Below are 19673 nucleotides of genomic sequence, written 5' to 3'. Positions count from 1 at the left end.
TCCCGACATTTTTTTCAGGCATGGCAAAGCCGGGCTGCTTGATCAGCAGCCACGGTCAAACCACACGGTGATTTAGGAGGTTTTAAAAGCGCGCTTTAGGCGTCGCCACCGGTATTGGATGGCTACCGTCGAGCGGAAGGAAACATCCTTGATCCGCGTCGTAAGCTTTGATTTCGCTGGTTTCGATGTTGTAAACCCAGCCATGGATAAACAACTGGCCGTTGGCCATGCGCGAGGCAACCGAGGGATGGGTGCGTAAATGCTGGAGTTGGGCAATCACATTCTCTTCAGTGAGGATGTGCATGCTTTCGCTTTCATTGGCGCAATTGCAGTTGTCCTGGACCATGGTCTTGGCCACTTCGGCGTGTTGCAGCCACGCTTTGACTGTGGGCATTTTTTCCAGGCTTTGCGGGTTGAGCACGGCGCGCATGGCGCCACAGTCGGAGTGCCCGCAAATGATGATGTGCTGTACGCCGAGCGCCAGTACGGCGTACTCGATGGCGGTGGAAACGCCGCCGTTCATTTGCCCATAAGGCGGCACGACATTGCCGACGTTGCGCGTTACAAACAGATCGCCTGGAGAGCTTTGGGTGATGAGTTCGGGAACGATGCGCGAATCGGCACAGGCGATAAACATCGCTCTGGGACTCTGCGCTGTGGCGAGTTTTTTGAAGAGTTCTTCCTGTTGCGGAAAAATCTCATGATGAAAGTGTAAAAAGCCATCCACGATATGTTTCAGCGCTGCATCGGCTGTTTCTGGCACGGGCTGGTCAGAAGCCGACGCAGCTAACGGCTGTTTATCCTTGTCACTCATAATTAATCCTCTTAGGCGGAGTCACGGAATTTTCCCGCTTTGTGCAATGCGAAGCCAGTGGCTGTTAAAAAAACAACCGGATCGGAATCCGACCCGTCAGTCACTCGATGAGCACGGTAGCTATCCAAACTTAACTCAAACTGAATCAACCGCTCTAAACCAATGGTTGCAGGCCGTTTAAAACGTGACTGGTCGAATTTTCCTAAATAAATACTGAGCCTTTTTTGCATCAAATCAATGACATCTGGCGGCCCGGTGGACAGAACGCTTCACAGTTCAGATTAAACCCTTCGCGGCGATTGAGTCCCAGGCGTTTAATGGTTTTGGCGAAGCGTTGCGCCAGCAAATCGGCAAATGGCCCTTCACCGCGCATTCGGGAACCAAACCGACTGTCGTAAAGTTCTCCGCCCCGGCTCTGTCGAATAAGGCTCAGCACATGAGCTGCCCGCTGAGGATAGTGTGCCGCCAGCCATTCTTCGAATAGCGGCGCAACTTCGAGCGGCAAGCGCAGCATCATGTAAGCCGCACTCTGTGCGCCTGCGGCATGGGCCTCGGTCAGCAGGCTTTCGAGTTCGCTGTCATTGATCATCGGGATCATTGGCGAACACAGCACACCCACTGGAATCCCGGCTTCGCGCATTACCCTGATGGCTCGCAACCTGGCCTTCGGCGCAGCCGCACGTGGTTCCAGGATGCGTTTGAGTTCATCGTCCAGCGTGGTGAGGCTGATCATCACTGCAACCAACCTTTGCTCAGCGAGTTCAGCCAGCAAGTCGAGGTCGCGAAGAATCAGTGAACCTTTGGTGATTATTGTCACCGGATGCCGGTAACGCAGCAGCACTTCTAGCGTCTGACGGGTAATTTTGTGCTCGCGCTCAATGGGCTGATAAGGGTCGGTATTCGAGCCCAGGTTGATGGGCGCGCATTGGTAACCGCGTTTGGACAATTGTTCTTCCAGCACGTCGGCAGCATTGGTCTTGGCGATCAATTTGGTTTCGAAGTCCAGGCCCGGCGACAGGTCCCAGTAAGCATGGCTGGGCCGTGCATAACAATAAATGCAGCCGTGCTCGCAGCCGCGATAGGGATTGATCGAGCGATCAAAGGGCAAGTCGGGCGAGTTGTTGCGGGTAATAATGGTTTTTGCCGTTTCAATGCGCACTTGCGTGCCTTGGGTGACGGGGGATTCCTGGTACCAACCATCATCCTCGGCCACCGAGCGGTTTGGTGCGAAGCGGTTATGCGGATTGGTCGCGGTACCGCGGCCGCGGGGTGGCAATGGCATGGACATTGGGAATTCCCCTGATGACTGTATGTTCATACAGTATCGTGATCGCGCAGAATTGCCCAGTGCCGTTCGGCAGGATTTAAAAGACTAGTGACTCGGCTTAGTTAATAAAATGCGTTGGGCTATTAAAATATTAGAGGCAACTATCCGATACACGTCAGCAGTAGCTTCGGCTGTAAAAATATCGGTAGTATTGCCTTGGCTTAACGAATAAAGCCTAACTAATTAAAAGGATTTAATAATGTCGTTTTTTAATAGTCGTGGTATTTTTTTGCAACTTCTCGGGCCTACGAAAACTGACCCGAATGAAGTGCTGGTCTCGATGCAGTTTGCTTTGAAGGAATCGCGTTGGGATCCTGTAAACCGCGAAGCGTCAGACGTGCTGCTTGATTCAACGATCATAACTGCCTCCTCTTACGATGCGGGCCGGACCTTCAAGCTTCGCAACACCAAGGACGTCGACCGCGACGGGGATGTCGATGCAGACGACCAGAACAAACTATTGGCTTTGGCCAAGGCTTATACAAGCATCATTAATCCCTAAACCGTATTTAATCAAAAACCTGCGTGAATGAATCCACGCAGGTCTTTCTTAAGCACTAGTTATGTTTAGTGATTTGCCCCATATCATCCGTTGACGTTGTTTGCATATCGTTTGTACGCAATTTTTTTACTTCGTCGGCTTTGACCTGTGTCCCTTTGTTGCCCCAGCTTGTGCGAATAAAACTCACCACATCGGCAACTTCCTGATCGGACAAGCGCCACGCGTATGCAGGCATTGTGAACGTCGACGGTGCCGTCTGAGTAGCCGGTAACGTGCCGCCCTTCAGCACGATGTGAATCAACGAAGTTGCGTCATTCGATTGCAATACTGGATTGCCAGCCAATGCCGGGAAGACCCGGGTGTAACCATGGCCATCGGTGCGGTGACAGGCCGCGCAATTATCGATGTACACCGAAGCACCCGGTTTACTGTCGTCTCCTTTCCAAAGCGCCTGGGCCACTTGTTTGTCGTACTGGTGCGGCTGGTCGTCGGGATCGTTTGCCGGCAAGGACTTGAGGTATCGGGCGATTGCGCTCAGGTCATCGTTGGTCATGTATTGCATGCTGTGGGTTACCACATCGCTCATGCCACCAAACACTGCGCTGCGGTCACTACGGCCAGTCTTTAGAAATTGCACCAGTTGCTCCTCGCTCCAACTGCCCAGCCCGTCCTTGTGATCGCCGCGCAGACTCTTCGCAATCCAGCCCTCGAGCGGTGCACTGCCGGACAGAAAAGCACTGCCTTCACCGGCATTCAGGGCTTTTTCCTGCATGGTCAGCGCGCGCGGTGTATGGCATGCGCCGCAGTGGCCCAGACCTTCCACCAGATACGCCCCGCGACTGATCACGGCATCGGTGCCGGGCGCCGCTTTGTAGTCTTCAACGGGCGGTGCAAATACCCATCGCCAACCGGCTAGCGGCCAACGCATGCTCAAAGGCCAGGGAATGTCACTGTCCTTGTTCGCCTGCGAGACCGGCGCCACGCCCTTCATGAAATAGGCGTACAGCGCTTGCATGTCGGTTTCGGTAACGCGCGCGTAAGACGGATACGGCATGGCCGGGTACAGCGTACTGCCGTTTTTGGCGACGCCGTGGCGCACGGCTTTGTCGAAGTCCTCGAAACTGTAGTCACCGATTCCGCTTTTATCCGGGGTGATGTTCGTGGAGTAGATCGTGCCGATCGGTGTTTCCATGGGCAGACCGCCGGCAAACGGCTTGCCGTCTTTTGCGCTGTGGCACGCCACGCAATCACCCGCGCGAGCGAGGTATTCCCCTTGCTTGATCAAATTTTGATCAGCGTCTGCGGCCTGGATCGAACCGCTGCCCAGCAGTGCCAATGTCGCGATAACAAATGCTTTCATGGTCATCGCTCCTTACGCCTGAACCAGTGGGCCGGGGTTTTTCAAGTACTGCTCGCGAATCGCCCGTGCAGACCAATACGTCAACGCCGCTACCAGGCCGGTAGGGTTGTAACCCAGGCCTTGGGGGAATGCCGAGGCGCCGGGCACGAAAACGTTGTGCACGTCCCAGCTCTGCAAGTAACGATTAATGGCGCTGGTTTTCGGATCGGTGCCCATGATCGCGCCACCGTTGAGGTGGGTGGTCTGGTAGGACGCCGTGTTGAAGTGATCCCCGACCTGTTTGCCGATCACTGCGATGGCTTTTGGGCCCATGGCCTCGGCGATCTTGCCCATTTTCTCGACCATGAAACGGTTCATCTTGATGTCGTTTTCCTGCCAGTCGAAGGTCATCCGCAGCAGTGGCAAGCCGTGGGCATCTCGGTAAACCGGGTCCAGATCCAGGTAGTTGCCGCGATACGACTGATGGGCCCCGTGAGCGTCCATCGACACCTGGTGCGTGTAGTAATCGGCTGTGGCGCGTTTCCAGTCACTGCCCCATGCCGGTGTTCCTGGAGGATTGGATGTTCCGGCAATAGGCCGGCTACCGGCCTGATTGACCCACATCGGCGAGCCACCGACAAAGCCGTGTGGCCCGTGATCGAAGTTGTCCGCGTTGAAGTCGTCCAGCGCCACGCCGTTGCCGCCGGCGCCGATAAAATTGTTCGTGTGCGTATCTTTGTCGAAGAAGGCCTTGATGGTGGCCATGTTCTGGTAGGCGAAATTCTTGCCGACCACGCCTTCGCCGCTGATCGGGTCGTACGGTTTACCGATGCCGGACAGCAACATCAGCCGCACATTGTGGAACTGGAATGCCCCGAGGATAACCAGATCGGCAGGCTGCTCGATTTCCCGGCCCTGGCCGTCGATGTAGGTTACCCCGGTGGCTTTGCTTTTAGTGCTGTCCAGATTGACCCGCAGCACATGGGAATTGGCGCGCAGTTCGAAATTCGGCAAAGGCCTTAGCGCCGGCAGAATGTTCACGTTCGGCGATGCCTTGGAATACATGTAGCAAACGTAACCGCTGCAAAAACCGCAGAAATTGCACGGGCCCATTTGTGCGCCGTAAGGGTTGGTGTACGGCCCAGAGGTGTTGGCGGAGGGCAGGTTGTAAGGTTTGTAACCGACGGCGGTAGCCGCTTTCTGAAACAGCTGTGCAGAGACGGTATTCTTCTGCGATTCCAAGGGGAAAGGGTTTGAGCGGTCAGGTGCGTAAGGGTTGCCGCCCTTGCCTTCACCGACCAACTGGCCTTTCACCGTCCAGGCTTGGCCCGAGGTGCCGAACACTTTCTCGGCGTAATCGAAAAACGGTTCCAGTTCTTCATAGGTGACCCCGAAGTCCTGAATGGTCATGTCCTTGGGAATGAAGCTTTTGCCATAACGTTCTTCGTAATGACTGCGCATGCGCAGTTCAATCGGGTCGACCCGAAAGTGCACGCCAGACCAGTGCAGCCCTGCGCCACCCACGCCATTACCGGGCAGGAAGGCCCCGAGTTGGCGGTTTGGCAGCGCAATGTCATTCACGCTATGACGAATGGTGACGGTCTCTTTGGAGATGTCCTGGAACAGTTTTTTGCGCACGCTGTAGGTAAGTTCGTCGATCACCTGCGGGTAGTTGCCGTCGGGATAGGTGTCCTGCATCGGCCCGCGTTCCAGAGCCAGCACGTTCAACCCCGCCTCTGTCAGCTCTTTAGCCATGATCGCGCCTGTCCAGCCAAACCCGACGATCACTGCGTCGACCTTTTTCATTACGGTTGCCATGCTCACGCCCTCTCGCCGCGAATCGAAACTGCCGGGAAGGGGTATTGCTCGTTGCGTTCCACCCAATCCATGAAGTCGGCGCGAGCGCCGGGGAATCCGATCATCGTCCAGCCGACCAGACCTTTATTACCGCCGTGGATCGGGTCGCAGAAGAATCCTTCCTTGGTGTTTTGCAGCAATAAATTGAAGAAGATTTTCGCCGGAACGCTGTCGAACTGCGGTTTACCGGCTTCAAGCTGCTTGAGCAAATCGTCTCGGGTAGCGCTGTCTTGCTCAGCAAAGACTTTGCCATTGAACGCCTTCGACCAAGCATCCGTCGCAGCGATGCCCAAGCGATAAATCTCCTTGGGCACCAGTTTGCTCTGCCAGCCCATTTCCGGAGCCGCGTCGGCGTTGAACGGTCCTTGCATGAACCACAGTGCGCCGGCGGCGTATGGCGTGTTCATTTGCCGATCAATGTATTCAGGCACGCCGGCCTCCAGTGCTCCAGGGCCTTGGGCATCGTTCGGGATCAATTGGGCGACAGCAGCGTTGATGAAGGCCCATTCTTCGGCAGTGAAGTAAGCGGGTTCATAGCGTGCAGTGCTGAGGGGTGTTTTATCGGCAGAGGTCGCAGCCGCATCCGGGGTGGCCATCAGCACAGCGCTGCCCAGACCGGTACTGGCAACGGTAACTACCGGGATCAAAGTCAGGGATTTACGTAAAAAATCACGCCGCGGGTTATCTCGATCTTGATCGGACATGTGGGGTACACCTCATCAGGCATTGATGGTTTTGGTCGTTTCATCGAACGACTTTTCGTATTGGCAGCAGGTGTCTTTCGTTTAGCGACGCGACGAACGACATGCCTGCAAACTTTGGTAACAAATGGTAGCAGCCTACGTATCGAGATGAACCGTTTCAGCCAAAAAACTCGGTTTTTTGCGACGAAAGTCGGGGCAAGTTGCTCGATTCACGATTCTTTGACAGTTGCCTCACAGGACTTTGACCGATTAACCCCGAAGCTGAGTGTCATCACCCATTCTTCCCACACGGTCGTCCGAGCATGTCTTTACTGCGCCTTTTACCTGCGACGTTATTGTTGTCATTGGCCGCATTTTTCAATTTGACGCTGGCCCACGCGGACGACGCCAAGTTGCCGCGTCCCCCCGAGTGGGCACAGTCGGTCGAGGTGCAGTACAACCTGTTCCAGATGTCGCCGACTCTTTACCGCAGCGCATTGCCGGATCGTGGCGCTGTACCGTTGCTGCAAAAGCTCAAGGTCGCGACGGTGATCACATTCTTGCCCGAGTCCGATGCAGGCTGGTTATCCGAGCCCAGTATCAACCAGGTCCAATTGCCTTATCGCACCAACCACGTCGACGACGCCGATGTGCTCAAAGCACTGCGCGCCATCCAGACCGCTGAAGCCAAAGGCCCGGTGCTGATGCACTGCAAGCATGGTTCTGACCGCACCGGATTGATGGCGGCGATGTACCGCGTCGTGGTTCAAGGCTGGAGCAAGGAAGACGCCCTGAACGAAATGACCCAGGGCGGTTTTGGTGACAGCACGCATTTCAAGGATGGCGTGCGTTACATGATGCAGGCTGATATTGAGAAACTGCGCAGTGCATTGGCTAGCGGTGATTGCAGTACCAGCCCGTTCGCCACGTGTTCGATGCAGAGCTGGTTCAAATCGGTTTCCGTTGAATAACTACCCATTGACCGGCGGGACGACAGTTGACGCCGCGAACAGGTCCTCCCGTACCGGCTCGCCAAGAAACGCTTCCAGGGAGGCGAGCAACGAGCGCGAATCGCCCGGCGAGAAAATAGCTTCACGCAAGTCTCGGCCCGTTTGCGGGTTGAAAACCCACTCCTGTTTGAATCGTTTGAACGCCAAAGTCGCGAGCACACCCGACCATTTGTACGCGTACACCGAGGCTGCATAGCCCGTCACCATGTAATCAAAACTATTGGCAAACCTGCAGTAAGAGGGCAGTCGCAACTGAGGCATTTTGCTCTGCACGTCCGCTATAACTTGCTCAGCGCTGCGGCCATCGCGTTGGTTGAGATGCAGCTGAAAATCGACCATGGCGCTCATCAGTACAATCGCGGATTGCCGACTGGTTTGCATTTGAGTGGCCGTCAGTGCCACGTCGATTCGCGCCTCGGTCAACCTTTCGCCCGTTTGATGGTGTGCCGCCAGCCACAGTACAAACTCGCGTGACTGGAGCCAAAGCTCAAATAGCTGCCCGGTAAACTCCGCGCTGTCACGCCCCAGTTGATTAACGCCTGACAACGTGAAATGAGGCGAACGCGAGAGCACGTGCTGCAGGCAATGCCCGAATTCATGGAACAAAACGCGCAACCCCCGATGCCCCAGCAGGCATGGGTGCAGATCGGTGCCACCGGTGAAATTGCTATGGAGTTGCACAATGGGCAGCATCACCTGTCCCTCGGCATTGACACGCCGGTTTCGACGGGCGGCCGTAAAGGCGAAATCCGCTGTTTCTTCGCGGTGGAACGGATCAAGGTAGATATAGCCGACGACCTGCCCGTGCTCGCTGATTTCAAATAAACGTACGGTGTCGTGCCAGCGCTCGAATGTACTTTGCTCGACGATCTGAATGCCGAACATTCGCTCGCTGAACAGGCAGAGGCGCTGCAAGGTTGCGTCCAATGGAAAGTACGCTTGCACTTTTTCAAGCGCGCTACCGAGGTGCTTCTTTCGCAACTGATCGATCAGGAAGTCTTGATCCCACGCCTGCACATCGGTATTGCCACGCTCAAGTGCAAAGGCTGCGAGCACGCGTGCATCTTCCTCCAGCGCCGGCCTGGCAAGCGCTACCTGGCGGTTCAGGAAGTCGCTGACTTGGGCAGTGGACTCCGCCATTTCAGTCGCCAGGCTGAGCTGCGCGAAATTCTCGTAGCCCAGTAGTTGGGCTTTTTGCTGGCGCATGGCCAACAGCACTTGCAACACCGGGCCATTATCGAACTGCCCTGCATGAGGGCCCTGATCGGAGGCTCGGGTGGCGTAGGCGATAAAACATTCTTCGCGCAGCGAGCGGTTTTCAGCGTAGGTCATCACCCGGCGATACGTGTCCTGGTCCAGGCGAATCAGCCAGCCGTTCAATCCTTCCCGTTGCGCAGTGAGCGCCAGTCGATCCTTTGTCGACTCAGACAAGCCGTTGAGCAGCGCGGGGTCTTCGGTGTGTTTGCTCCAGGCCGCATGCGCACTTTCAAGGTTGCTCAAGAACAAGCCAGCGAGCAGATCGATGTCCAGGTTCAATTTAGACAGCTTCTGCTGTTGCTCGAGAGGCAGCTCGATTCCGGACAAACGAAATCGCAGCAGGAGCTTGGCCAGCACAGCTTTGCGTGCGTCATCAAAGCTGCCGGCAGCAGGACTTTGCGCCAAACCTTGATAGGCCTGGAACAGCTCACGATTATTCATCTTCCAGGCTGTGTACTGCGCCAAGGCGGCGTTGCAGACAATGCTCGCCGTGTTCCACGCCGGGTCTTTATGTTTGACCATGGACAGGGTTTCGACAATGCCCATGGCTTCGTCGAGTCTCGCGTCGGTTTCAACGACTGCCAGCACCAGGTCATCCCACGTAGGCTGTGAAGATTGAGTGGTAATAATCCCCTCAATCAGCAGACGGTTGTCAGTGATGATGGCGTTGATTGCCGGCACCAAATGCTCGGCACGCACGGCTTCATAAGGTGGCAGAACCCAGGTTTGTAACAGCGGATTGGTATGAGGCATGACGTCTTCCTTTATGGATGGCTGATGTAGATCAGCCTAAGAAGGAAGCGCGAGGGGAAGGTGGTAGATAGTTACCACCTTGCACGTCGTTCAGGCGCGCAAGGTGGTGTCGACTCAGTGGTGCTCGTCAGGTTTTTTCTTGAGTTTAGGGTTCGGGAAAAACTGCACCGCCTGAACCTTGGCGTCCGGCACCTTGAGTGCCGAAGTATTGACCCGGGTACCCAATTCCTTGGGCACCGACAAACCCTGTTCATTCAGCGTGTCGGAATAACCACAGGCCACGCACTCGCGATGCGGCACCTCGTCTTCGTTCCACATCATCAACTTGTCCGGTTCGCTGCATGCCGGGCAAACCGCCCCGGCGATAAAGCGTCTTTTGGTAATCACAGGCCCCTCGCTCATGCTGCCGCGTCCTCACTCAGGCCGCTGTGGCGCAAGAGTGCGTCAATCGACGGTGCACGGCCACGGAAGTCGACGAACAGCACCATCGGCTCTTGAGAACCTCCGCGCGCAAGAATCGCTTCACGGAACGCGCGGCCGGTTTCGGCATTCAGCACGCCATCTTCTTCAAACTTCGAAAAGGCATCGGCCGACAGTACTTCAGCCCATTTATAGCTGTAGTAACCCGCGGCATAACCGCCAGCAAAAATGTGTGCAAAGCTGTTCGGGAACCGGTTATACGCCGGCGGACGCATGACCGACACTTCGTCGCGAACGCCCTCAAGCACTTGCAACACACTGCGACCGTCGCCATGGGTTGCGTGCAGTTCGAAGTCGAACAACGAGAACTCGATTTGGCGAACCATCATCAGCCCGGACTGGAAGTTTTTCGCGGCCAGCATTTTACCCAGCAAGTCTTGAGGCAATGGCTCGCCGGTTTCGTAATGACCGGAAATCAACGCCAGGCCTTCCGGCTCCCAGCACCAGTTTTCCATGAACTGACTGGGCAACTCGACCGCGTCCCACGCCACGCCGTTGATGCCGGAAACACCCGCATGCTCAACGCGAGTCAGCAGGTGATGCAAGCCGTGACCAAATTCGTGGAACAGCGTGGTGACTTCGTCGTGGGTCAGCAGCGCTGGTTTGCCACTGTCGGCCGGCGCGAAGTTGCACACCAGATTGGCCACCGGACTTTGCAACACACCTTGCGCTGTGCGGCGACGGTCACGGGCGCCGTCCATCCAGGCACCACCGCGCTTGTTGGCGCGGGCGTAGAGGTCGAAGAAGAAGCGGCCGACGTGCTGACCGTTTTCCTTGATTTCGAACAGGCGAACATCCGGGTGCCACGTGTCGAAGCCTTTTTGCTCGGCAATCTCGATGCCATACAAACGCTGGACGATGGCAAATAAGCCGCCCAACACTTTGTCGATCGGAAAGTACGCACGAAGCGCTTCTTGCGCGACGCTGTAACGTTGCTCGCGGAGTTTTTCGCCGTAGAAACCGCTGTCCCAACTCTGCAGATCCGGGCAGCCCTGTTCGGCGGCATAGGCTTTGAGCTGTTGCAGGTCTTGGGCCGCGAACGGTTTGCTGCGCTTGGCCAGATCACGCAGGAAGTTGAGCACCTGATCGCTCGACTCAGCCATTTTGGTGGCCAGGCTCAGTTCGGAGAAACTGGCGAAGCCCAACAGTTTTGCCAGCTCCTGGCGCAGGTCGAGGATTTCTTCCATCACCGGGCCGTTGTCGTTCTGACCGGCATTCGGGCCTTGATCCGAGGCGCGGGTGCAGTAGGCGGCGTAGACTTCTTCGCGCAGCGCACGATCGTGGGCGTAGGTCATCACCGCGTAATAGCTCGGGAATTCCAGGGTGATCAGCCAGCCATCAAGTTCCTTGGCCTGCGCTGCAGCCGCCATTTGTGCCTTGGCCGAATCGGTCAGGCCGACGAGGATTGCTTCGTCGGTGACGTGCTTGGCCCAGGCTTGGGTGGCATCGAGCAACTGGTTCGAGAAACGGCTGCCCAGCTCGGACAGTTTGCTTTGCACGTCGGCGTAACGCTTTTGCTCGGCTGGCGGCAGGTCAATACCCGACAGACGGAAGTCACGCAGGGCGTGTTCCAGGATCGTTTTCTGCGCCACGTCGAAATGGGCCGCTTCAGGGCTGTTGGCCAAGGCTTCGAAAGCCTGGAACAGCTCACGGTTTTGGCCCATCTCGGTGGAATAGGCGCTGAGCGCTGGCAGGCAGGATTCGTATGCCTCGCGTAATTCGGCGCTGTTGCACACGGCGTTCAGATGGCTGACCGGGCTCCAGGCTGCGCCCAGGCGATCGTTGAGTTCATCCATCGCCAACACCAGGCCGGCCCAGGTGGGCTGTTTGCCTTGGGTTTTCAGGATCTCGATAATGGCCGCGCGGTTGTCAGCCAGGATCTGTTCAATGGCCGGTTGCACATGTTCGGCACGGATCGCCGAGAACGGCGGCAGGTCGTAGGACTGCAAAAGAGGGTTGTTCACGCTCACGGTTGGCACCTTGGCTGGAAGAAACATTGCACCATCTTAATTACAATCGACGTTCACCGCAGCTATCAGCAAAAGAGAGAGAGCCTATCGTGACCCTTCGCAAGTATCAGAACCACACGCCACTGCTCGGCAAAGACGCTTTTGTCGACCGTTCGGCGGTCGTGATCGGCGACGTAGAAATAGGCGATGACAGCTCGGTTTGGCCGCTGACGGTGATCCGTGGCGATATGCACCGCATCCGGATAGGCGCGCGCACCAGCGTGCAGGACGGCTGTGTGTTGCATATCACCCACGCCGGGCCGTTCAACCCCGATGGTTTTCCGTTGCTGATCGGCGACGACGTGACCATTGCGCATAAAGTGATGCTGCACGGCTGCAGCGTCGGCAACCGTGTTCTGATCGGCATGGGCAGCATCGTGATGGACGGTGCGGCGGTAGAGGACGATGTGATTATCGGCGCCGGCAGTCTGGTGCCCCCGGGCAAGCGTCTGGAAAGTGGCTTCCTGTACGTTGGCAGCCCGGTCAAGCAGGTCCGCCCGCTGACGGACAAGGAAAAAGCTTTTTTCACCTACAGCGCGGCAAACTACGTGAAGCTCAAGAATCTGCATCTGGCCGAAGGCTACGACCAGATCTGAAACCTTTTTTGCAAAGCCACAGGCTCAGGATTTTTCATGCATTACCCAACTGTTTTGTTTGACCTCGATGGCACCCTCACTGACCCGCGTGAAGGCATCACCCGCTCTATCCAGTTCGCGTTGAGCAAGTTGGGAATTGATGAGCCTGACTTGAGCAAGCTCGAACACTTCATCGGTCCGCCGCTATTACAGGCGTTCATGCAGTTCTACGATTTCGATGAGGCGAAAGCCTGGGACGCGGTGAATTTCTACCGCGAGCGCTTCAAAGTGACAGGCCTCTATGAAAATCGGGTGTTTGAGGGCGTCACGCCGCTGCTCGAGATGTTGTCCGGGCAAGGACGGCAGCTGTATATCGCGACCTCAAAACCCTGGGTGTTCGCCCATGAAATCGCTCGTCACTTTGACTTCGCCAAGCACTTCAAAGTGATTTACGGCAGTGAGCTGGATGGCACGCGCACCAACAAAGTCGAGCTGATCGCTCACCTGATGGCGGAAGAAGGTCTGGACCCGGCGAATACCCTGATGATCGGCGACCGCAAACACGACCTGATCGGTGCACACCGCAACGGCCTGCATGCAGCGGCGGTGGGTTATGGTTTTGGCAGTCGCGAAGAACTTATCGCAGAAGCGCCGGCTTACCATTTCGAGACGCTGGATGAGATGCATCAGGCGTTTTTACGGGGCTAGGTAACTGGCCTTTCGCAAGCAAACCAGGTTGGAGAGGGGTGGTGTCAACGCCAAACCTGCCGGAAACCGGCTGACGCATGATGGCGATTTCGATGTCGCCATCGCTCACAAGCCAGGTTCCCGATCCTTGGCGTTCCTCGCTCAACTGGCGGAAATTTTTGCCTGCGCCAACGCTTTCAACGCAGCCTTGCGATCGCCAACCGGCAACGAACCCAGTTGCTCAACGGCTGCAAAAAACCGTGGCCAATCCCGGCCGGCCTGTTGAAACAATGCTGCAAACGCCGGCACCCACTGATCGTACAAACCAAATGGGAGCAATTTGGCGTTATTCATTGGCGCATTGATCCAGGCGTCATAGCGCTTGTCTCCAGCCCACTGGGCGTCGCGCATATGTCGATACTCACTGCGCAATCGCTCGAACTCGTCTGCTTTGCGCCGACGCATCTGCTCGGGCGGTAGCGGCTGGGTGTAAAGCTGTTCGAGACGGGACCGGGTATTCAGCACCAGTACGATGAACTGATCACGGTGTTGCGCCTGCGCGTCGTTTTCCGGTGGCAAGTTGCGTTCGGCACGCCATTGCCGGGTGCCTTCCTGCTCAACGAACGTGGCGAAGGATTCATTGAACTCGGTGTCATCTTTCACATAGAAGCGTTGATGTGCCAGCTCATGAAAAATAAGCGTGGCCAAGCGTTCATCGCCCCAATTCATCATCGAACTGAGTATCGGGTCGCTGAACCAACCCAGCGTCGAATAGGCTTCGACACCGCCAATCGACACGTCCATGCCCTGCAGTCGCTGTAAAGCCGCCTCACCACGGGCCGCGCCCTGGCTGTAATAACCGCGATACGCCACGCATCCGGCAATCGGGAAACAATGATTTTGCGGCGTCAGGGAAAATTCCGGTGTCGCAAAGACGTTCCATACCACGTAGGGCCGACCGATATCGGCGTACAGGCGATAGCTCTTATTATCCGGCAGGTGCAGTGTTTGGCTGGCGAAGGTTCGGGCCTTTTGCGACTGGACCAGGTGCGTGCGCAAATTTTGATCGCGTTGCGGATCGGCGATCACATCCGATACCGGTTCCCGCGCGCGCAAAAGCTGCAGCTGACCGCTGGCCAGTTGGCTGTAGTAGCTGACGCTGGCGCAACCGTTCAGCAACAAAAACAACACACCTGGAAACAAAACGCGCAAAACGCGATCAAGTAACCCAAGGCTTGGAAAAGGCCTGATCAAAATAAAATCGTCCCTGGAGAGTCTGCTCGCAAGACTATCCCGCCTGACTGGAGCTCCGCTATGCGCAAGTTGATGTTGACGGGAGGCTTGGTAATGCTCACTGGCTGTGCCGGGTTTGGCTTACCTGCGCCGGACCCCGCACAAGCGTGGATCGACCTGAATTCGAAACAGCAAGACACTGCGCTGCAAGCGGTCGAGGTCGACAACAAGGCCGCTGTCGACAAGCGCTACTTCGAGGTTCAGCCGGGGAGCCATGAGCTGACCGTTCGCTACCAGTTTGCGGTGCAGCCCACCAATATCGGGCCTGATGCCGAGCCGCTGTGGCGCGATTGCCAGTTGAGCGTGAAATTCAAAGACTTCAATGCTGGCGAGCGCTATCAACTGCAGGCCGGCAACATTGGCTTCAGGCCGTGGGCCAAGCTCTACGATCAGCAGCGAAAAGTGATCGGGCAAGGCACACCGGCAGGCTGCCAACATACGTGATCGGCGCTATGCTTAAGGTCAGGTTTCCCGAGATCCGATCATGCGCTTTTTTCTGTTGTTGCTCGCTGCCGGCACGCTTTCTGGCTGTTTAAGTCCGCTGCCTGCTGTTGACCCGCAGATGGCCTGGATCGATTTGGCCATGCCATCGCCAGGCGGCAAGGTATTGATGGCCGAACGCCTGGATAACCAGCGTTTAAATGATGGCCGCTTCTTTCAGGTATCGCCTGGAAGTCATGAGCTCAAAGTACGCTTCGATTTTGAGGTGTTTGGCGGCGGCGCCGGCATGTTCAGCGATCCGCAGGAACGCCTGTGTTACATGACCCTGAAGTACGATCATTTCGAGGCCGGCCAGCATTACGTGCTGCAAGCGAGTTCGCTCGCGTTCACCCCGAGTGCACGGCTTTACAACGCCAGGCGCGAGCTGGTGGCCGAGGAGCGAATCATCAATTGCGTTCCGTAGGTCGGTTTAGCTGTCGTTTTTCTGGTAAATGATGGCTTTGGTGCCGTAATCGCAGGTTCCGACCACCATCGCCACGTCGTGCTTGTCGGCTTCTTCCTTGGAAACAATTTCCAGGGTGTAGGAAGGAACGGCATTCGCCTGAATCTTTACTTCGATCTCAGTCTTGAGTTCTTCGCAATCTTTAGGCGCAGCGATGGCTGACGTTGCCAATACACCGCAGATAACCGCCAAGATAAAACGTTTCATGGTTGAAGCTCCCTAAGGCAGCGCGCACAGTCGTGCGCTAAAGCTGCTGTCATTTATTCGACCACAATTTCAACCGCCAGGTTTTGTTTCAGCGCAAAAAAATCGCAGCCTGTTGAGGCTGCGATCCTGCATCGACAACGCCAAACGGGTATCAGCTGACCAATGTCGCTTCCAGGCTGATTTTGGCGTTAAGCACTTTGGAAACCGGGCAGCCTTCTTTGGCCTTTTTGCTCAGCTCATCGAATTGAGCCTGAGTGGCGCCAGGGATTTTTGCCTTGAGGATCAATTTCACGGCTGTGATTGCAAAACCGCCCTCTACCTGGTCCAGCGTGACTTCCGCATGAGTATCGATGCTGTCAGCCTTGAGCCCGGCATCGCCGAGAATCATCGAAAAAGCCATCGAAAAACAGCCCGCATGAGCTGCGCCGATCAGTTCTTCCGGGTTGGTGCCTTTGCCGCCTTCGAAACGTGCCTTGAAGCCGTACGGCGCTTCTCTGAGCACACCGGTTTCGGTGGAAATCGAGCCGATGCCGGTTTTCAGGTCACCTTCCCAATGAGCCGATGCTTTCTTTGTGATAGCCATGTCTGCCTCCTCAAGATCCGGCGCGAAGTGTCGCGCCTTCGTGGTTTTCGGTTGCTAGGGTTCTGAGGATAGACCGAGGTGCAAAGTTCACCTCATCTGATTCAAGCGCTAAATGGACGGGAATTTTGCGCCAGCTATTGAAACTCGGGTATATGCCCTCATTGCATGAAACACGCTTTTAGATTTGGCAGGTTTTCGTTTTCAAGAAAAAACCTGCGACCCCCATTGGAGAAGCAGGCTTATGAAACGACTGTCCGATATCAAGTTCTCGACCCTCGACCTGGTGCCCGTCCGTGAAAACGGTAGCGCAGCGCAATCGCTGCGCAACTCCCTGGACCTGGCGCAGCATGTCGAAAAGTTCGGTTACAACCGATTCTGGGTGGCCGAGCACCACAACATGGACGGTATCGCCAGTTCGGCGACCTCGGTTCTGCTGGGTTATCTGGCCGGTGGCACGTCGACGATTCGTGTGGGTTCAGGTGGCGTGATGTTGCCTAACCACGCGCCGCTGGTGATCGCCGAACAATTTGGCACGCTGGAAAGCCTGTACCCGGGACGCATCGACCTCGGTTTGGGCCGCGCACCCGGTTCCGATCAGGCGACCGCACGCGCGTTACGCCGTGAGCGCTCCGGCAGCTCTGATGATTTCCCGGAAGATGTAGCCGAACTGGTGCGCTACCTCGGCCCGCGGACACCCGATCAACGGATCATCGCCATGCCTGGTACGGGTACCCAAGTGCCTGTGTGGTTGCTGGGTTCGAGCTTGTTCAGTGCGCAACTGGCGGGGGAGCGCGGTTTGCCTTACGCCTTCGCCTCCCATTTCGCACCGCGCTTCATGCATGAGGCGATTCGGGTCTACCGCAATCACTTCAAGCCTTCAGCCGTTCTGGATAAACCCTACGTGATGCTCGGCGTCCCGCTGGTCGCGGCCGACACTGATGAGCAGGCCGATTACTTGGCCACGTCGGTTTACCAGCGAATCCTCGCGTTGATGCGTGGCCAAAGCCTGGTGCAGCGTCCTCCGGTGAAAACCATGGAAGGCTTGTGGCTGCCGCATGAAAGAGAAGCGGTAGGCGATTTCCTCGGCCTGGCCATGGTCGGTAGCCCGCAGAAAATCCGCGCCAAGCTTGAAGTGCTGATTGAGCAGACTCAGGCAGACGAACTGATTTTTACCTGCGACCTCTACGAACATGCCGATCGAGTGCATTCCTACGAGCTACTGGCGCAGGTGATGAAGGGCTGAAGCCCGAACAGCGCTCATAAAAAAGCCGACGCATTTGCGTCGGCTTTTCATTTTTAGCGGAATCAGCCTATCGCTTGTAGACGATTTCCTTGGTACCACCTTCACAGGTGCCGACAACTTTCCCGTCAGCAGCAGCGCCTTTATCGGCGATTTCAAGTGAATAACCCGAAACGCCTTTGGCATCCAGCTTCGCTGCAATGTCAGCTTTCAGCTCTTCGCATGGCTTGCCGGCAGCAAACGCTGTACCCGCAAGGCTCAACAAACCTACTGCCAAAATAATCTTCTTCATCGGTCGCATTCCCTGGTCGGATCAAAAGGAGCACCCAGTCAGCCCTCGGCCGGATGCACTTATGTAGCGCTTTGCCATTCCATATGGCACTCGGCCAGCGCGCAAGTTCAGAAGACTAGCTCAAACTCAGCTGCTGGCAATCCGGAATCCTACCTTTAAAGTCACTTGAAAATGAGCGGCTTTTCCATCCTTGATGTGTCCGCGAGTTTCGGTCACTTCAAACCATTCGAGGTGCTTGATGCTTTTGTTGGCCTCGGCAATCGCATTGTTGATGGCGTCTTCAATGCTGGTGGCGGACGAGCCAACCAGCTCGACTTTCTTGTAGGTGTGGTGATCAGTCATGGCTTTCTCCTTGGGTATGAAATACAGCCTAGCAGTGATTTTTCGTATTACTTCTGTCGGCAATTCGCAGGCAGAAGTTCAGATTTACTGCACTTTCTTAAACGGCTGAAGTCCCAAAGAACACACGCAACTCAACCAATGAAGGAGAGCCACCATGGCCAATACCTCTTTACGTAAAGCCTCATTGCAAAGCATGGAAGCCGAGATCGAGAGTTTGTTGAAATCGTTGGAAAGCTTGAAGGACGACGCCTCGGACGAGTCGCGCAAGACCCTCAAAGTGTTGAAAAGCAATGCTGAGAATGCGCTGAAGCATTCACGTCATTTGCTCAGCGACGCGTATGAAGAAGTCAAAGTCAAAACCCGCGAAACCGGGATTGCCACTCGGGACTACGCTCAGGAACACCCTTGGACGACAGCGGGTGTGGCAGTCGGTGCGCTGGGCCTGCTGGCGGCGTATCTGTTGTGCAAACGCGACTAAGCCGCTGGGTGCAGCTCATTTTTGAGCCATTGCGCCAGCTGTCGAGCGCGCCCGTCCGCGGCGCGCTTGGGTAGCCATAACGCGAGTTGCGCCGGGGTTTCTCGAAACCCCCAAGGCGCAACCAGCCTGCCCGCCTTCAAGTCTTCTGCCACCAGTGGCTCCGGCGCAATTGCCACGCCCAGCCCGGCCACCGCCGCCTCCAGCAGATAATACAAGTGTTCAAAACCCTGCCCGTACTTCAACGCCTTGGCGTCGAGGCCGGTTTGTTGTGCCCAGCTCGGCCACGCCTGCGGACGCGAAGTGGTGTGCAGCAGCGGCTCCGTCAGCAAGGCGCTGGCCGGTGCCTGCGCCAGTTTTTGGAAACCTGCAAATCGGGGGCTCATCACGGGGCCAATGCGTTCGCTGGCCAGTTCATAAACTTGCATATCCGACGGCCACGGTGGCTCGGCAAATACCAGTAGCGCGTCCAAGCCCGGTCGTCTGGGGTCAAGATCACCTTCGCCCGCAGACAAATGCAGGCGCAGATCTGGCAGCTCCGCGTTCAGCCGACCCAAGCGCGGAATAAACCAGCGCGCCAGCAGGCTACCTGAACAACCGAGCACGAAGGGAGCGTCGGCAGTGCTCTGAGTCAACTCGGCGCAAACGGTGCGCAAGCGTTCAAACGCCTCGGCACTGACATCGCGTAATCGAGTGCCTGCATCTGTGAGTTTAAGGCCTCGGCCATCCTTGATGAACAAACTCACGCCGAGGTGTTCTTCGAGCACCTTCAGTTGTCGGCTGACTGCACCGTGGGTAACGTGCAGCTGCTCCGCTGCCTGGCTGACACTGTTCAGGCGGGCGGTTGCTTCGAAGGCGCGAAGGGCATTCAGCGGTGGAAGATCATGGCTCATGATATCTGTGAGTTTTCCTGACAGGTTGCGGCGATCTTATCGGTTTTCAGCGCGTGGCGTCAGGGGTAAAGTTAGCCTCATTGTCATCCCAAGCATTCAACTGGAGCGACCC

At 56.3% G+C, this 19673-nt stretch carries 22 protein-coding genes; 8 read left to right on the top strand and 14 right to left on the bottom strand.

The genetic code is table 11. The features are described from left to right. Positions 1-82: 82 nt before the first annotated feature. Both ACQR3R_RS17095 and ACQR3R_RS17090 read right to left on the bottom strand, forming a co-directional pair. Positions 83-814, bottom strand: coding sequence for a carbonic anhydrase (locus ACQR3R_RS17095; protein WP_428273515.1), 732 nt, complete (start codon positions 812-814; stop codon positions 83-85). Between the two features lie 229 nt (positions 815-1043). Continuing rightward, the gene (locus tag ACQR3R_RS17090; RefSeq protein WP_428273513.1) at positions 1044-2102 is read right to left on the bottom strand and encodes a PA0069 family radical SAM protein; all 1059 of its coding nucleotides are present in this window, start codon (positions 2100-2102) and stop codon (positions 1044-1046) included. 238 nt (positions 2103-2340) lie between these two features. Between ACQR3R_RS17090 and ACQR3R_RS17085 the strand changes: the two genes are divergently transcribed. Next, positions 2341-2643, top strand: a complete 303-nt coding sequence (locus ACQR3R_RS17085; protein WP_428273511.1) for a hypothetical protein — start codon at positions 2341-2343, stop codon at positions 2641-2643. 55 nt (positions 2644-2698) lie between these two features. Here ACQR3R_RS17085 and ACQR3R_RS17080 read toward each other — a convergent pair whose 3' ends face one another. From ACQR3R_RS17080 to ACQR3R_RS17070, 3 genes are read right to left on the bottom strand one after another with little or no spacing between them, the layout of a single operon-like run. After that, positions 2699-4003 carry a c-type cytochrome gene (locus ACQR3R_RS17080; protein WP_428273509.1) on the bottom strand — a complete coding sequence of 435 codons (1305 nt, stop codon included), beginning with the start codon at positions 4001-4003 and terminating at the stop codon, positions 2699-2701. Between the two features lie 12 nt (positions 4004-4015). Further along, positions 4016-5800 (bottom strand): GMC oxidoreductase, encoded by a 1785-nt coding sequence (locus ACQR3R_RS17075; protein ID WP_428273507.1) that lies wholly within the window; start codon positions 5798-5800, stop codon positions 4016-4018. A 2-nt stretch (positions 5801-5802) separates the two neighbouring features. Beyond that, a complete protein-coding gene (locus ACQR3R_RS17070) occupies positions 5803-6543 on the bottom strand; it encodes a gluconate 2-dehydrogenase subunit 3 family protein (protein ID WP_428273505.1) in 741 nt (246 codons plus the stop codon). A 302-nt stretch (positions 6544-6845) separates the two neighbouring features. On the opposite strand from ACQR3R_RS17070, the gene ACQR3R_RS17065 reads away from it, so the two are divergent. Continuing rightward, positions 6846-7493, top strand: coding sequence for a phosphatase domain-containing protein (locus ACQR3R_RS17065; protein WP_428273503.1), 648 nt, complete (start codon positions 6846-6848; stop codon positions 7491-7493). Here ACQR3R_RS17065 and ACQR3R_RS17060 read toward each other — a convergent pair whose 3' ends face one another. From ACQR3R_RS17060 to prlC, 3 genes are all read right to left on the bottom strand, one after another. Then, positions 7494-9542 (bottom strand): M3 family metallopeptidase, encoded by a 2049-nt coding sequence (locus tag ACQR3R_RS17060; protein WP_428273501.1) that lies wholly within the window; start codon positions 9540-9542, stop codon positions 7494-7496. Between the two features lie 114 nt (positions 9543-9656). After that, positions 9657-9944 (bottom strand): YheV family putative zinc ribbon protein, encoded by a 288-nt coding sequence (locus ACQR3R_RS17055; RefSeq protein WP_428273499.1) that lies wholly within the window; start codon positions 9942-9944, stop codon positions 9657-9659. After that, complete coding sequence (gene prlC / locus ACQR3R_RS17050) at positions 9941-11986, bottom strand: oligopeptidase A (protein WP_428273497.1); 2046 nt, start codon at positions 11984-11986, stop codon at positions 9941-9943. Before prlC ends, ACQR3R_RS17055 begins: the two co-directional genes overlap by 4 nt. A gap of 95 nt (positions 11987-12081) precedes the next feature. On the opposite strand from prlC, the gene ACQR3R_RS17045 reads away from it, so the two are divergent. After that, positions 12082-12627 (top strand): gamma carbonic anhydrase family protein, encoded by a 546-nt coding sequence (locus ACQR3R_RS17045; protein ID WP_428273495.1) that lies wholly within the window; start codon positions 12082-12084, stop codon positions 12625-12627. 36 nt (positions 12628-12663) lie between these two features. Further along, positions 12664-13314, top strand: coding sequence for an HAD hydrolase-like protein (locus tag ACQR3R_RS17040; protein WP_428273493.1), 651 nt, complete (start codon positions 12664-12666; stop codon positions 13312-13314). A 141-nt stretch (positions 13315-13455) separates the two neighbouring features. Here the strand turns inward: ACQR3R_RS17040 and ACQR3R_RS17035 are convergent, their stop codons facing one another. Continuing rightward, a complete protein-coding gene (locus tag ACQR3R_RS17035; protein WP_428273491.1) occupies positions 13456-14505 on the bottom strand; it encodes an aminopeptidase in 1050 nt (349 codons plus the stop codon). A gap of 102 nt (positions 14506-14607) precedes the next feature. Between ACQR3R_RS17035 and ACQR3R_RS17030 the strand changes: the two genes are divergently transcribed. Both ACQR3R_RS17030 and ACQR3R_RS17025 read left to right on the top strand, forming a co-directional pair. Then, the gene (locus ACQR3R_RS17030; RefSeq protein WP_428273489.1) at positions 14608-15030 is read left to right on the top strand and encodes a PA0061/PA0062 family lipoprotein; all 423 of its coding nucleotides are present in this window, start codon (positions 14608-14610) and stop codon (positions 15028-15030) included. A 40-nt stretch (positions 15031-15070) separates the two neighbouring features. After that, positions 15071-15490, top strand: coding sequence for a PA0061/PA0062 family lipoprotein (locus ACQR3R_RS17025; RefSeq protein WP_428273487.1), 420 nt, complete (start codon positions 15071-15073; stop codon positions 15488-15490). A 6-nt stretch (positions 15491-15496) separates the two neighbouring features. Here ACQR3R_RS17025 and ACQR3R_RS17020 read toward each other — a convergent pair whose 3' ends face one another. Beyond that, positions 15497-15736 (bottom strand): DUF1161 domain-containing protein, encoded by a 240-nt coding sequence (locus ACQR3R_RS17020; RefSeq protein WP_428273485.1) that lies wholly within the window; start codon positions 15734-15736, stop codon positions 15497-15499. A gap of 151 nt (positions 15737-15887) precedes the next feature. Beyond that, positions 15888-16319 carry an OsmC family peroxiredoxin gene (locus tag ACQR3R_RS17015; protein WP_428273483.1) on the bottom strand — a complete coding sequence of 144 codons (432 nt, stop codon included), beginning with the start codon at positions 16317-16319 and terminating at the stop codon, positions 15888-15890. A gap of 241 nt (positions 16320-16560) precedes the next feature. Here ACQR3R_RS17015 and ACQR3R_RS17010 point away from each other — a divergent pair, with 241 nt between their 5' ends. Continuing rightward, positions 16561-17562 carry an MsnO8 family LLM class oxidoreductase gene (locus tag ACQR3R_RS17010; RefSeq protein WP_428273481.1) on the top strand — a complete coding sequence of 334 codons (1002 nt, stop codon included), beginning with the start codon at positions 16561-16563 and terminating at the stop codon, positions 17560-17562. 67 nt (positions 17563-17629) lie between these two features. Here ACQR3R_RS17010 and ACQR3R_RS17005 read toward each other — a convergent pair whose 3' ends face one another. Next, positions 17630-17851 carry a DUF1161 domain-containing protein gene (locus ACQR3R_RS17005; protein WP_428273479.1) on the bottom strand — a complete coding sequence of 74 codons (222 nt, stop codon included), beginning with the start codon at positions 17849-17851 and terminating at the stop codon, positions 17630-17632. Between the two features lie 126 nt (positions 17852-17977). After that, the gene (locus ACQR3R_RS17000) at positions 17978-18193 is read right to left on the bottom strand and encodes a dodecin (protein WP_428273477.1); all 216 of its coding nucleotides are present in this window, start codon (positions 18191-18193) and stop codon (positions 17978-17980) included. Positions 18194-18347: 154 nt separating this feature from the next. Between ACQR3R_RS17000 and ACQR3R_RS16995 the strand changes: the two genes are divergently transcribed. Next, positions 18348-18671 (top strand): DUF883 family protein, encoded by a 324-nt coding sequence (locus ACQR3R_RS16995; protein WP_428273475.1) that lies wholly within the window; start codon positions 18348-18350, stop codon positions 18669-18671. Here ACQR3R_RS16995 and ACQR3R_RS16990 read toward each other — a convergent pair. Then, positions 18668-19561, bottom strand: a complete 894-nt coding sequence (locus ACQR3R_RS16990) for a LysR substrate-binding domain-containing protein (RefSeq protein WP_428273473.1) — start codon at positions 19559-19561, stop codon at positions 18668-18670. The two genes, ACQR3R_RS16995 and ACQR3R_RS16990, sit on opposite strands and share 4 nt — an antisense overlap. Between the last annotated feature and the right edge of the window lie 112 nt (positions 19562-19673).

It is taken from the genome of Gordonia sp. IEGM753, assembly GCF_050321825.1.
GTDB lineage: Bacteria > Pseudomonadota > Gammaproteobacteria > Pseudomonadales > Pseudomonadaceae > Aquipseudomonas.
This window is presented reverse-complemented; position numbering and strand designations above follow the sequence as displayed.